Annotated in this window: 10 protein-coding genes; 9 read left to right on the forward strand and 1 reads right to left on the reverse strand. The window is 61.0% G+C overall.

Translation table 11 applies throughout. From position 1 onward, the window contains the following. The first annotated feature begins 49 nt into the window (after positions 1–49). The 4 genes from HX817_RS09395 to guaA all read left to right on the forward strand — a co-directional run bounded on the left by HX817_RS09395 (position 50) and on the right by guaA (position 4,792). Positions 50–817, forward strand: coding sequence for a sulfite exporter TauE/SafE family protein (locus HX817_RS09395; RefSeq protein WP_003209649.1), 768 nt, complete (start codon positions 50–52; stop codon positions 815–817). Between the two features lie 137 nt (positions 818–954). Next, positions 955–1,503 carry a hypothetical protein gene (locus tag HX817_RS09400; RefSeq protein ID WP_003209647.1) on the forward strand — a complete coding sequence of 183 codons (549 nt, stop codon included), beginning with the start codon at positions 955–957 and terminating at the stop codon, positions 1,501–1,503. Between the two features lie 159 nt (positions 1,504–1,662). Continuing rightward, positions 1,663–3,132, forward strand: coding sequence for an IMP dehydrogenase (gene guaB / locus HX817_RS09405; protein ID WP_003209646.1), 1,470 nt, complete (start codon positions 1,663–1,665; stop codon positions 3,130–3,132). Positions 3,133–3,214: 82 nt separating this feature from the next. Beyond that, the gene (guaA, locus tag HX817_RS09410; RefSeq protein ID WP_003209644.1) at positions 3,215–4,792 is read left to right on the forward strand and encodes a glutamine-hydrolyzing GMP synthase; all 1,578 of its coding nucleotides are present in this window, start codon (positions 3,215–3,217) and stop codon (positions 4,790–4,792) included. A 74-nt stretch (positions 4,793–4,866) separates the two neighbouring features. On the opposite strand, the gene treR is transcribed toward guaA, so the two are convergent. Further along, on the reverse strand, positions 4,867–5,571 hold the full coding sequence (gene treR, locus HX817_RS09415) for a trehalose operon repressor (RefSeq protein WP_177040145.1): 705 nt from the start codon (positions 5,569–5,571) through the stop codon (positions 4,867–4,869). 235 nt (positions 5,572–5,806) lie between these two features. Here treR and treP point away from each other — a divergent pair, with 235 nt between their 5' ends. The 5 genes from treP to HX817_RS09440 all read left to right on the forward strand — a co-directional run bounded on the left by treP (position 5,807) and on the right by HX817_RS09440 (position 13,133). Then, positions 5,807–7,249, forward strand: a complete 1,443-nt coding sequence (gene treP, locus HX817_RS09420; protein ID WP_177021404.1) for a PTS system trehalose-specific EIIBC component — start codon at positions 5,807–5,809, stop codon at positions 7,247–7,249. Between the two features lie 66 nt (positions 7,250–7,315). Beyond that, positions 7,316–8,962 carry an alpha,alpha-phosphotrehalase gene (gene treC, locus HX817_RS09425; RefSeq protein ID WP_003209630.1) on the forward strand — a complete coding sequence of 549 codons (1,647 nt, stop codon included), beginning with the start codon at positions 7,316–7,318 and terminating at the stop codon, positions 8,960–8,962. A gap of 71 nt (positions 8,963–9,033) precedes the next feature. After that, entirely contained in the window at positions 9,034–10,254 is a 1,221-nt protein-coding gene (locus tag HX817_RS09430) for a carbohydrate porin (protein ID WP_003209628.1), read from the forward strand. A 49-nt stretch (positions 10,255–10,303) separates the two neighbouring features. After that, positions 10,304–12,835 carry a phosphoenolpyruvate--protein phosphotransferase gene (ptsP, locus tag HX817_RS09435; RefSeq protein WP_177040146.1) on the forward strand — a complete coding sequence of 844 codons (2,532 nt, stop codon included), beginning with the start codon at positions 10,304–10,306 and terminating at the stop codon, positions 12,833–12,835. 1 nt (position 12,836) lies between these two features. Beyond that, a complete protein-coding gene (locus HX817_RS09440; RefSeq protein WP_003209625.1) occupies positions 12,837–13,133 on the forward strand; it encodes a PTS transporter subunit EIIB in 297 nt (98 codons plus the stop codon). Positions 13,134–13,153 lie beyond the last annotated feature (20 nt).

Raw genomic sequence — 13,153 nt, forward strand, 5'->3', positions numbered from 1 at the left:
ACGCTTGCCAATGGCTAAAGTGATGGCCATCTCTAATAAGGAATACGTCATGAGTCCGGTCGAGCTGTTGAGTCATTGGTCGTTTGGCGGTGTGGACTGGCTGGTGATCGGCGTGGCGATTGCCCTGGCGTATATCGTGTTCGGCATTGCAGGCTTTGGTACCGCATTGGTGGCGGGGCCGATCCTGATTCTGTTCATGCCGCTGTCGAAGATCATCCCCTTGCTGGTGCTGCTGGATTTTGTCGCGGCCTTCGGCAACCTTCTGCAATCGCGCCGGGATGTGGTGAAACCGGAGTTGTTCAGGCTACTGCCGTGCATGGCGATTGGCTGCACCCTTGGGGTGATCTTCCTGCTCAACCTGCACTCTGATTTATTGCTGCTGTTGATGGGGCTGTTTATCAGCGCCTATGCGATCTACAGCCTGGCGGTGAAGGCCAAGCCCACGCAGATGGCAGCCGGCTGGGCGATTCCCATGGGGGTTGTCGGCGGGCTGTTTGGCGCGTTGTTTGGCAGTGGCGGCTTTCTGTATGCGATCTACCTCAACAGCCGATTGCCCAAGGATGGCGCGCGGGCGACCCAGAGTGCGTTGATCAGTTGCAGCACGGTGGTGCGCCTGAGCCTGTTTCTGATCGCGGGCGTGTATGCCGAGCTACCCTTGTTGATGTTGGCGGTGTGCCTGTTGCCGGCCATGGCGCTCGGGCTGTGGGCGGGGCGGCGGTTGACCCTGCGCATGTCCCGCGAGGCGTTTGTGCGGTTGGTGACCTGGCTGGTGCTGGCCAGTGGCATTGCCTTGATTGCCCGTTACTTGAGTACTTGACCTGATTGTTTCAGGGATTAAGCTGCCAGCCTTCAGGGCCTCTTCGCGAGCAAGCCCGCTCCCACATTTGGAACGCATTCCCCCTGTGGGAGCGGGCTTGCTCGCGAAGGCGCCAGTAGCCACGCCGCAGGACTCCCATGAATTCCCAAAGCATCCTTGTCCCGAAAATCTCCACGCTACCCGTCCACGAACCCCGCGCCCGGGCGATCGTGCGCTGGCTGGTGCGCAAGAACATCGTCAAGGAAGAACTCACCACCTGCGGGCGCACCGGCAACCGCATGGGCTATGCCCTGGCCGACGGTGCCCGCGCCGTGGTGCTGCACCCCGACGCGCTGCCGTTCAACGAGCCGATCAACGGCCTGGAGATCATCTACAAGCGCTGCATCTACACCCCGGCCAAAGGCTTCCTGGAAGAGGCCGGCTGTCCCGAGTGCCTCAAGGAAGTCGGCGAAGCCCTGTTCGAAAGCCTGGAAGACTGGATGCCCGGCCACACCGATAACTTCACCTGCCCGCTGTGTGGGCATGAGGACGACATCAACGGTTTCCTGTTCCTGCAGGAATGCGGCTTTTCCAACCTGGGATTCATCTTCAATAACTGGGCGGAGGCGGGGTTCAAGCAGAGTTTTATCGACGAATTTGCCGACTGGCTGGACCAGAAGATGAGTTGGGTCAAAGTCGAACTTTAATCCGATGTGAGCGTTCCCACGCAGAGCGTGGGAACGCTCAGTGCTGCAAAAATCATCCATCTATCAGTATTACCAAGTTTGTCAGAGTTTTACATTGAACCCGAGGGGGTGTCTGACTATAATGGCGCGCTTCCATTTTCCCGCTCGGGAGCCCCCGCGATGCTGCGTATCAGCCAAGAAGCTCTGACATTCGACGACATTCTCCTAGTGCCCGGTTATTCCGAGGTGCTTCCTAACGAAGTCAGTCTCAAGACCCGCCTAACCCGTGGCATCGAGCTGAATATTCCTCTGGTTTCCGCTGCCATGGACACCGTCACTGAAGCCCGTTTGGCAATCGCCATGGCTCAGGAAGGCGGCATCGGCATCATCCACAAGAACATGACCATCGAGCAGCAAGCTGCCGAAGTTCGCAAGGTCAAGCGTTACGAAGCCGGTGTGGTCAAGGACCCGATCACCATCGAGGCCGATGCCACCGTTCGTGACCTGTTCGACCTGACCCGCCTGCACAACATCTCCGGCGTTCCGGTGCTGCACGATGGCGACCTGGTCGGCATCGTCACTTCCCGTGACGTGCGTTTCGAGAACCGCCTTGAAGTCACCGTCCGTGAAGTGATGACGCCTAAAGAGCGCCTCGTTACTGTCAAGGAAGGCGCCGACAAGAACGATGTGCGCGAGCTGCTGCACAAGCACCGCATCGAACGCGTACTGATCGTCGACGACAAATTCGCCCTCAAGGGCATGATGACCGTCAACGACATCGAAAAAGCCAAGGCTTACCCGCTGGCCAGCAAGGACGATCAAGGTCGTCTGCGCGTAGGCGCTGCGGTCGGTACCGGCAAAGACACCGGTGACCGTGTAGCGGCCCTGGTGGCTGCCGGTGTTGACGTGGTGGTGGTCGACACTGCCCACGGTCACTCCAAAGGCGTGATCGACCGCGTTCGCTGGGTCAAACAGAATTTCCCTGACGTGCAAGTGATCGGCGGCAACATTGCCACCGGCGCTGCCGCCAAGGCCCTGGCCGAAGCCGGTGCTGATGCGGTCAAGGTCGGTATCGGCCCTGGCTCGATCTGCACTACCCGTATCGTTGCAGGTGTAGGTGTGCCGCAAATCAGCGCCATCGCCAACGTCGCCGCGGCCCTTGAAGGCACTGGCGTACCGTTGATCGCCGACGGCGGCATCCGTTTCTCCGGTGACCTGTCCAAGGCCATCGTCGCCGGTGCTTCCTGCGTGATGATGGGCTCGATGTTCGCCGGTACTGAAGAAGCGCCGGGCGAGATCGAACTGTTCCAGGGTCGTTCGTACAAGGCTTACCGCGGCATGGGCTCCCTGGGCGCCATGTCCCAGGCTCAAGGCTCTTCCGACCGCTACTTCCAGGACTCCTCCGCGGGCGCCGAGAAGCTGGTACCGGAAGGCATTGAAGGGCGTGTTCCGTACAAGGGCACCCTGAGCGCCATCATCCATCAACTGATGGGCGGCCTGCGTTCCTCGATGGGCTACACCGGCAGCGCCGACATCGAAGAAATGCGCACCAAGCCTGAGTTCGTGCGGATCACCGGTGCCGGCATGGCCGAGTCCCACGTCCACGACGTACAGATCACCAAGGAAGCGCCAAACTACCGCGTAGGTTGATGCTTCCAGCAAATAGTTAAGTAACCGGGGCTGTCTTATTCAGCCCCGAGTTGTTTCTGATTCATTAGACGAGACTGATCTCATGGCCCTCGACATTCACGCCCACCGCATCCTGATCCTCGACTTCGGTTCCCAGTACACTCAGCTGATCGCCCGCCGCGTGCGTGAAATCGGCGTGTACTGCGAACTGCATCCGTTCGACATGGACGACGAAGCGATTCGCGAATTCGCTCCAAAAGGCGTCATTCTCGCCGGCGGCCCCGAGTCCGTGCACGAAGCCAACAGCCCGCGTTGCCCGCAGGCGGTGTTTGACCTGGGCGTGCCGGTCTTCGGTATCTGCTACGGCATGCAGACCATGGCCGAGCAACTGGGCGGCAAGGTTGAAGGTTCCGAGCTGCGTGAGTTCGGTTACGCCCGTGTCGACGTGGTCGGCAAGAGCCGCCTGCTGGACGGCATCGAAGACCACATCGACGCCGACGGCCTGTTTGGCCTCGACGTATGGATGAGCCACGGTGACAAGGTCACCCGGATGCCGGAAGACTTCCACATCCTGGCCAGCACCCCGAGCTGCCCGATTGCCGGCATGTTCAACGACGAGCGCGGCTACTACGGCGTGCAGTTCCACCCGGAAGTGACCCACACCAAGCAAGGCGGTCGCATCCTGTCGCGCTTCATCCTCGACATCTGCCAGTGCGAAGCCCTGTGGACCCCGTCGAAGATCGCTGAAGACGCCATCGCCAACGTACGTGCCCAGGTCGGCACCGACAACGTCCTGCTGGGCCTGTCCGGCGGCGTTGACTCCTCCGTGGTTGCGGCGCTGCTGCACAAGGCCATCGGCGACCAACTGACCTGCGTCTTCGTCGACAACGGCCTGCTGCGCCTGCACGAAGGCGAGCAAGTGATGGCCATGTTCGCCGAGAACATGGGCGTCAAGGTGATCCGCGCCAACGCTGAAGATCAGTTCCTGAACAACCTGGCCGGCGAGTCCGACCCGGAGAAGAAGCGCAAGATCATCGGTCGCACCTTCATCGACGTATTCGATGCCCAGTCCAACAAACTGGACAACATCAAGTACCTCGCCCAGGGCACCATCTACCCGGACGTGATCGAATCGGCCGGCGCCAAGAGCGGCAAGGCCCACGTGATCAAGTCCCACCACAACGTGGGCGGCCTGCCTGAGGAAATGAACCTCAAGCTGGTAGAACCACTGCGCGAACTGTTCAAGGACGAAGTCCGTCGTCTGGGCCTCGAACTCGGCCTGCCGTACGACATGGTCTACCGCCACCCATTCCCGGGCCCGGGCCTGGGCGTGCGGATCCTCGGTGAAGTGAAGAAGGAATACGCCGACCTGCTGCGTCGCGCCGACCACATCTTCATCGAAGAACTGCGCAAGGCCGACTGGTATCACAAGGTCAGCCAGGCATTCGTGGTGTTCCAGCCGGTGAAATCGGTTGGCGTGGTCGGCGATGGCCGTCGTTACGCCTGGGTTGTTGCCCTGCGTGCGGTGGAAACCATCGACTTCATGACCGCCCGTTGGGCACACCTGCCGTACGAACTGCTGGAGACTGTCAGCGGTCGTATCATCAATGAGATCGAAGGTATTTCGCGCGTGACTTATGACGTGTCGAGCAAGCCGCCGGCGACCATTGAGTGGGAATGATCCTGCCGTAGCAGGTGAGCGCTGAATAACAAAACCCCGGCCTGGTGCCGGGGTTTTGTGTTTCTGGCGTTTGTCTACCGCCGCGCAATATCCGAAAAGTAAAACTTATCCAGCGTATGCCGCGACTCGGTGTACTCGAACTGCCGTCCATCCTGCAAAAACGTCTGGTTGCTCACCACGATCACATGGCTCTGACCTTCGAGGTCCAGGTGTGTCTGATCGTCCTTTCCCCGCGGCAGCGCTTCGATAGTGCGCTGGGCATAGCTGATCTGCAGCTGCAAGGTCTGTTCGATAAACGCATAGATCGACTGCTCGGCAATCTCCCGATCCAGCCCCGGTATCAGGTCGGCGACGAAGTGGTTGATGTCGAGGATCACCCGTTTGCCGTCGATCCGCCGCACCCGTTTGACCCGGGTGATCAGGCTGCCAGGTTCGGCCTCAATGTGCTGCATCAACGGGCCTTCCAGCGGGAACTGGCTGAACTCCACCACTTCGGTACTGACGTCGTCGCCGAGGGCGGCATGGGTCTCGCGAAAGCTGACGATACCGCCGAGCTGGAACTCGATGGGGTTGGGTGACAGCACAAAGGTGCCCTTGCCGTGGATCTTTTGCGCGAAGCCGCGCTCCTGCAATTGCTCGATCGCCCGGCGTACCGTGCCACGGCTGGCCTGGTAGGCGTCCATCAATTCGGTTTCGGAGGGCAGGCGCGTGCCGCGTTGCAGGCGTTCGGTGGTGATGCTGGCAAGCAGATCGGTATAGATCTGGTTGTATTTACTCATGGGGAAGGGCTCTGTGCCGCGTTGGCGTTCAAGGCAGGAACCTTAGTGGCAGCGATGGGGTTTGTCCATGCAACCCATTGTAGAACTCGGAAATTTCTGACTCAAAAAACAGAAAATTAATCATTTTCAAACTCGTACATACGAGTTATTGCTTTAACTCGTACAGACGAGTACTTTTGGCTTCGGCGTGCTGCCTATGACCGCCCAATAAAAAAAACCAGAGTGGATACCAAGCATGAGCCACGACTATCCGAATATTGCCCGCGAGATTCTCAAGAACCTTGGCGGCAGCGACAACCTTGAGCAAGCTGCCCACTGCGTGACCCGCTTGCGCCTGGCCCTCAAGGACCCGAGCCTGGCCAACAGCAGCGAGCTGAACCAGGTCGACCTGGTCAAGGGTTCGTTCTTCACCGGCGGCCTGTTCCAGATCGTGATCGGCCCCGGCGAAGTGGAAAAGGTCTACGCCGCCCTGCGCGAGCAAACGGGCCTCGCCGCGTCGACCATCGCGGACGTGAAACAGAAAAGCGCCGACAAGATAAACCCGATGCAACGCCTGGTGCGGGTGTTCTCCGACGTGTTCATGCCGATTTTGCCGGCGCTGATCATTGCCGGTTTGCTCATGGGGGTGAACAACCTGATGGGCGCCAAGGGCATGTTCATCGCGGACAAGACCTTGCTCGACGCCTATCCGAACCTGGATGGCCTGTGGAGCCTGATCAACCTGATGGCCAACACCTCGTTCGTGTTCCTGCCGGCACTGGTGGGCTGGTCGGCGGCCAAGCGCTTTGGTGGCAGTGAAATCCTCGGCATTGTCCTCGGCCTGATGCTGGTGCACCCCGATCTGCTCAACGCCTGGAACTACGGCAAGGCGGTCGCCGGCCTCGACGGCCAGAGCCTGCCGTACTTCGATATTTTCGGCTGGTTCAAGATCGAGAAGGTCGGCTACCAGGGCCAGATCCTGCCGATCCTGCTGGCCGCCTACGTGATGAGCGTGATTGAGAAATGGCTGCGGGCACGGGTGCCGAATGCCATTCAATTGCTGGTGGTGCCGATCACTACCATCGTCGTCACCGGCGTACTGGCGCTGGCGATCATCGGCCCGGTGACCCGCCACCTCGGCATCCTGATCACTGAAGGTGTGGTCACCCTGTTTGACCTGGCGCCGATGGTCGGCGGCGCAATCTTCGGCCTGCTGTATGCACCGCTGGTGATCACCGGCATGCACCACATGTTCCTCGCCGTGGACCTGCAACTGATCTCCACCCAGGGCGGCACCTTTATCTGGCCGATGATCGTCATGTCCAACCTGGCCCAGGGCAGCGCGGCGCTCGGCGTGTTCTACATGAGCCGCAATGCGCGGGACAAGAGCATGGCGTCCACCTCGGCGATTTCCGCCTACTTCGGCATCACCGAGCCGGCGATGTTCGGCGTCAACCTGCGCTTCAAGTTTCCGTTCTACGCGGCGCTGACCGGCTCGGCGCTGGGCAGTATTTTCCTCTCGCTGAACAAGGTGCAGGCCTCGGCAATTGGCGTGGGTGGCTTGCCCGGGTTCATCTCGATCATCCCGCAGTACATCCCAAGTTTTGTCATCGGCATGGTCGTCGCGATTGTCGTGCCGTTTGTTTTGACCTGTGTGTTGAGCATGAAAATTGTCCGGCCCGGATACCGGGTCGCCTGATCTACCGCTATCGCAGGCAAGCCAGCTCCCACAGTTGATCGCATTTCCAGATTGAAGGAACCCGTCATGCAAAACTGGCAACATTCGGTGATCTACCAGATCTACCCCAAAAGCTTCCACAGCCACGCGGGTAACGCCACCGGTGACCTGCTGGGCATCGTGGACAAGCTCGATTACCTGAAGTGGCTGGGCGTCGACTGCCTGTGGATCACCCCGTTCCTGCGTTCGCCCCAGCGCGACAACGGCTACGACATCAGTGACTACTACGCCATCGACCCGAGCTACGGGACCATGGCCGATTGCGACTTGCTGATCAGCGAAGCCGCCAAGCGCGGCATCACGCTGATGCTCGACATCGTGGTCAACCACACTTCCATCGAACACGAGTGGTTCCAGCAGGCCCGCAGCAGCCTCGACAACCCGTACCGCGACTTCTACATCTGGCGCGACCAGCCGAACAACTGGGAATCCAAGTTCGGCGGCTCGGCCTGGGAATACGAGGCGCAGACCGGCCAGTACTTCCTGCACCTGTTCGACCACACCCAGGCCGACCTGAACTGGGACAACCCCAAGGTGCGCGCCGAAGTGTTCAAGCTGATGCGCTTCTGGCGCGACAAGGGCGTGGGCGGTTTCCGCCTGGACGTGATCAACCTGATCTCCAAGCCGGCGGATTTTCCGGAAGACAACAGCGACGGTCGGCGCTTCTACACCGACGGCCCGAACGTGCATGAATACCTGAAGGAAATGCACCGCGAAGTGTTCGAGGGGCATGACCTGATCAACGTCGGCGAGATGTCGTCCACCAGCCTTGAGCACTGCATTCGTTATTCGAATCCACAGTCGAAAGAGCTGTCGATGACCTTCAACTTTCACCACTTGAAAGTCGATTATCCGAACCTGCAGAAGTGGGTCGCGGCCGACTTCGACTTCCTGCAACTCAAGCAGATTCTGTCCGACTGGCAACTCGGCATGCAGGCCGGTGGCGGCTGGAATGCGCTGTTCTGGTGTAACCACGACCAGCCGCGGGTGGTCTCGCGTTTTGGTGACGACGGCGAGCACCGCGTGGTCTCGGCGAAGATGCTCGCCACTGCGCTGCACTTCCTCCAGGGCACGCCTTTCGTGTACCAGGGTGAAGAGTTGGGCATGACCAATCCGGGCTTCGACACCATCGACCAATACCGGGATGTCGAGACGCTGAACATCTATCGGCTCAAGCGTGAGGCCGGTGAGTCCGAGGCATCGAGCATGGCGGCGATCATGCAGAAGTCCCGCGATAACAGCCGCACACCGATGCAATGGAATGCCGAGCAAAACGCTGGCTTCAGTCGCGGCGAACCGTGGATCGGCATCCCGGCCAACGCCGCGCAGATCAACGTGCAAAGCGAGCTGGATGACCCGCAATCGGTACTGCATCACTACCGTGCGCTGATCAAGCTGCGTCGGCATGAGCCGCTGATTCAGGAAGGCGTTTACCGCCAACTGCTGCCACAGCACACCCAGGTCTGGGCGTACCTGCGCGAAGGCCACGGCGAACGCCTGCTGGTGCTGAACAACTTCTACGGCACGCCCTGCCAGATCGAACTGCCCGATGGCCTGCTGACGGCGGCGAGTGAGCAACGCCTGCTGATCAGCAACTACGACGACTGCCCACAGCGCTCGAGCCAGGTCTCGCTGCGCCCGTATGAGTCGTTTGTGTTGCATCTCAAGGACTGAGACCCGCTTTACCCCCGGCGTGGGAGAGCCGGGGCGCTTTAAAAAACATAATAAAAATATCGGAGTGCTTCATGAAAACAACAATAAAGCTGGGCCTCGTTGCATCCTGCCTGACCTTGCCGATGGCAGCCCAGGCGTTGGAATTTGCCGGCTACTTGCGTAGCGGTGCGGGGACTTCAACCGGCAGTGGCAAGCAGCAGTGCTTCCAGTTGCCGGGTGCACAATCCAAATACCGCCTGGGCAACGAGTGCGAGCAGTACGCCGAACTCGAATTGCGCCAGGACCTGCTGACCCTCGACGACGGCTCGGTGTTCAGCGTCGACGCCATGGCTTCGCTGTACAACAAGTACGACCGGGCGCTGAAGTTCCAGGGCGAAGACAACGGCTCGGCACGCATGCCGCAGATGTATGCGCAGTGGTCGAACATCCCCAGCCTCAACGGCGGTTCGCTGTGGGCCGGCCGGCGCTACTACAAACGAAATGACATCCATATCTCCGACTTCTACTACTGGAACCAGAGCGCCACGGGCGGCGGTATCGAGGACGTGAAAATCGGCGACCTGAAATACAGCTACGCGCTTTCCCGCAAGGACAACCTGTACCAGAAGGAATACGCCACCCGTCACGACTTCAACGTGGCCGGCTTCAAGACCAATCCCGGCGGCGAGCTGGAACTGGGCTTGAGCTACATCGAAAAAGCCGGTGGCCGTGACACCAACAGCGGCTGGGCCATTACCGCCCAGCATGTGCAGAAACCCTTCCTCGGCGGGCGCAACAAATTTGCCCTGCAGTACGGCGAAGGCCCCGGCACCGGCCTCGGCTACACCGGCGATACCTTCCTCGATAAAAGCAGCAAGAGCTACCGCGCAGTGGAGTTCTTCGACTGGCAAGTGACGCCACGGTTTGGCGGGCAGATCGAGGCCGTGTACCAGAAAGATATTCGCCCGGGCAACCAGGATCAGACCTGGATGTCGCTGGGCGTGCGCCCGGCCTATGCGATTTCCGAACAGTTCAAGCTGGTCACCGAACTCGGTCATGATCAGGTCGAGGCTACCGGTGGCACGCGCAAGCTGAGCAAATTTACGTTCGCCCCGACCTGGTCGCCCAAAGGCCCGGATTTCTGGGCACGACCGGAAGTGCGCTTGTATTACACCTACGCGACCTGGAACGAAGCGGCCAAGCGTGCGGCCAATGAACTGGCGGCAGGTTCGGCGTTGTCCGACACCGGCAGTTATGGCACGGCGTTGCATGGCTCCAACTTTGGTGTGCAGGTTGAGTACTGGTGGAAATAAAGCCGTCGATGCCCAATGATTTTTACAGAACCAAACAGCAGGTGAAGTCATGACCACAACCCAATCCCTGGAATTGCTGGCGCCATTGTCCGGGGTGCTGCTCGCCCTGGACCAGGTGCCTGATCCGGTGTTCTCCAGTCGCCTGATCGGCGATGGCCTGTGCATCGATCCGACCTCGCAGACCCTCTGCGCGCCACTGGCCGGGGTGATCAGCAATATCCAGGACAGTGGTCATGCGGTGAGCATCACCGATGACAACGGCGTCCAGGTGCTGATGCACATCGGCCTGGACACCGTGAACCTGGCGGGCAAGGGTTTCACCCGATTGGTCGAGGAAGGCCAGCGGGTGGAAGCCGGGCAACCGCTGATTGAATTCGATGCCGACTACGTGGCGCTCAATGCCCGTAGTTTGCTGACCCTGATGCTGGTGGTCAGTGGCGAGCCCTTCAAGCTGCTGACGCCCGAGCAGGGCCTGGTAGACGTGGGGCAGCCACTGCTGCGAGTCACGCCGCAAGCCGTTGCCGACGAGGTGAAAGACGAGGAGGGTGACGCCCTGTTCTCCAGGCCACTGACCTTGCCCAACGCCAACGGCCTGCATGCGCGCCCGGCGGCGGTGCTGGCGCAGGCGGCCAAAGGCTTCAAGGCGAGTATTTACCTGCACAAGCAAACCGAGAGCGCCAACGCCAAGTCGCTGGTACGGATCATGGCATTGCAGACGGTGCAGGGTGACACCTTGCAAGTCAGCGCGGCCGGCGAGGATGCCGAAGCGGCGATCCAGGCGCTGGTGACCTTGCTGGCCGAAGGCTGCGGTGAAACCGTCGCGGCTCCTCAACCTGGCGCTGCACCCGTGGCGCCTGATTCATCGGCGACCTTGCTGCGCGGCGTGTGCGCCTCGCCCGGTTCGGCGTTTGGCCAGGTGGTGCAGGTCAAGGAGCCGGCACTGACGTTCGTAGAGACCGGCAAAGGTGAAGCGCTGGAACGTGCGGCCCTGACCCATGCCCTGAACAACGCCAATCAGGCGCTGCAAGCCCTGCAGGAAAAGGCCGTCGGCACTGCCCAGTCCGAGATCTTCCGCGCCCATCAGGAGTTGTTGGACGATCCGGCCCTGCTGGAACAAACCCGCGACCTGCTGGACCAGGGCAAGAGCGCGGCCTTCGCCTGGAACAGCGCCACCGAGGCCACCGCCACGCTCTTCCAGGGCCTGGGCAACGCCTTGCTTGCCGAGCGCGCTGCCGACCTGGCAGACGTTGGCCAGCGGGTGCTGAAATTGATCCTCGGGGTTCAGGACAGCGCCTGGGATTTGCCGGAGCAGGCAATCCTGATTGCCGAACAACTGACTCCCTCGCAAACCGCCAGCCTCGACACGCGCAAGGTGCTGGGTTTTGTGACGGTGGGCGGCGGCGCTACCAGCCACGTCGCCATTCTCGCCCGCGCCCTTGGCTTGCCGGCCATCTGCGGGGTGCCGGCGCAGGTGCTGGAACTGGCCAACGGCAAGCAAGTGCTGCTGGATGCCGACAAGGGCGAGTTGCACCTGGACCCGGACCTGGCCGAGATCGAACACTTGCAAGCCAGCCGCCAACAACAAGTGCTGCGCCGCCAGCGGGAAGTGGAGCAGGCGTCGTTGCCCGCTACGACCCGCGACGGTCATCACGTCGAAGTGACGGCCAACGTCGCATCGTTGCAGGAGGTGGAGCAGGCATTGTCCCTGGGGGGCGAAGGCGTTGGTTTGCTGCGTTCCGAGTTCCTCTACCTGGACCGCAACCGCGCGCCGAGCCCCGAGGAGCAGGCGGGCACCTACAGCGCCATCGCCCGTGCATTGGGCCCGCAGCGCAATCTGGTGGTGCGCACCCTCGACGTTGGTGGCGACAAGCCGTTGGCCTATGTGCCGATGGACAGCGAGACCAACCCGTTCCTTGGCCTGCGTGGGATTCGCCTGTGCCTGGAGCGCCCGGAACTGTTGCGTGAACAATTCCGTGCAATTCTCGCCAGTGCCGGTTTCGCCCGTTTGCACATCATGTTGCCGATGGTCAGCCTGCTCTCGGAGCTGCGCCTGGCGCGGCAGATTCTTGAAGAGGAAGCGCTGGCCCTGGGGCTGACGGAACTGCCGAAGCTGGGAATCATGATCGAAGTGCCATCGGCGGCATTGATGGCCGATCTGTTTGCGCCGGAGGTGGATTTCTTCTCCATCGGCACCAACGACCTGACCCAATACACCCTGGCCATGGACCGCGATCACCCGCGCCTCGCCAGCCAGGCCGACAGCTTTCACCCGGCGGTGCTGCGGCTGATCGCCGCCACCGTCAAGGCGGCCCATGCCCATGGCAAGTGGGTCGGCGTGTGTGGGGCGTTGGCGTCTGAAGCGCTGGCGGTGCCGGTGCTGATCGGGCTGGGGGTGGATGAGTTGTCGGTCAGCGTGCCGCTGATCCCGACCATCAAGGCTACCGTGCGCGAGCTGGACCTGGCGGACTGCCAATCCATCGCCCGCCAGGTGCTGGGCCTGGAAGAAGCGGCGCAGGTTCGCGAGGCGTTGCGCCTGTACCACGCGGCTACCGTTGAAACCTCATTGGTTGTGGAGAACTGACATGTTCGAGAAATTTCAGCGGGCGTTCTGGAAGGCCCTGACGCCGGATCTGGTGCTTGAAACGCCGCAGGCAGCTCCAGTGAGCGAAACACTGTTGGCCCCGGCAGTGCTGAATGCGCTGGGCGGCGCGGAGAATCTCAAGTCGCAGCAGCGGGTAGCACTGACCCGGGTGCGGGTGCAGTTGCAGGATGCGGGGCGGTTGGATGCGCAGGCGCTCAAGGCGGCAGGCGTGCCGGGCGTGATGGTGTTGGCGGGTGGGGTGGTGCACCTGCTTACCGGCCTGAACACCGCTCTATAAGACGACGAAGATCAAATGTG

It is taken from the genome of Pseudomonas sp. C6002 (assembly GCF_013385805.1).
Classification (GTDB): Bacteria; Pseudomonadota; Gammaproteobacteria; order Pseudomonadales; family Pseudomonadaceae; genus Aquipseudomonas.

What these genes read in the sequence shown, in the direction of transcription:
- HX817_RS09395 (WP_003209649.1), top strand. Translation starts at nt 50, where the DNA reads ATGAGTCCGGTCGAGCTGTTGAGTCATTGGTCGTTTGGCGGTGTGGAC.
- HX817_RS09440 (WP_003209625.1), top strand. Translation starts at nt 12,837, where the DNA reads ATGTTCGAGAAATTTCAGCGGGCGTTCTGGAAGGCCCTGACGCCGGAT.
- treR (WP_177040145.1), bottom strand. Translation starts at nt 5,571, where the DNA reads ATGAGTAAATACAACCAGATCTATACCGATCTGCTTGCCAGCATCACC.
- guaB (WP_003209646.1), top strand. Translation starts at nt 1,663, where the DNA reads ATGCTGCGTATCAGCCAAGAAGCTCTGACATTCGACGACATTCTCCTA.
- HX817_RS09400 (WP_003209647.1), top strand. Translation starts at nt 955, where the DNA reads ATGAATTCCCAAAGCATCCTTGTCCCGAAAATCTCCACGCTACCCGTC.
- HX817_RS09430 (WP_003209628.1), top strand. Translation starts at nt 9,034, where the DNA reads ATGAAAACAACAATAAAGCTGGGCCTCGTTGCATCCTGCCTGACCTTG.
- treC (WP_003209630.1), top strand. Translation starts at nt 7,316, where the DNA reads ATGCAAAACTGGCAACATTCGGTGATCTACCAGATCTACCCCAAAAGC.
- ptsP (WP_177040146.1), top strand. Translation starts at nt 10,304, where the DNA reads ATGACCACAACCCAATCCCTGGAATTGCTGGCGCCATTGTCCGGGGTG.
- treP (WP_177021404.1), top strand. Translation starts at nt 5,807, where the DNA reads ATGAGCCACGACTATCCGAATATTGCCCGCGAGATTCTCAAGAACCTT.
- guaA (WP_003209644.1), top strand. Translation starts at nt 3,215, where the DNA reads ATGGCCCTCGACATTCACGCCCACCGCATCCTGATCCTCGACTTCGGT.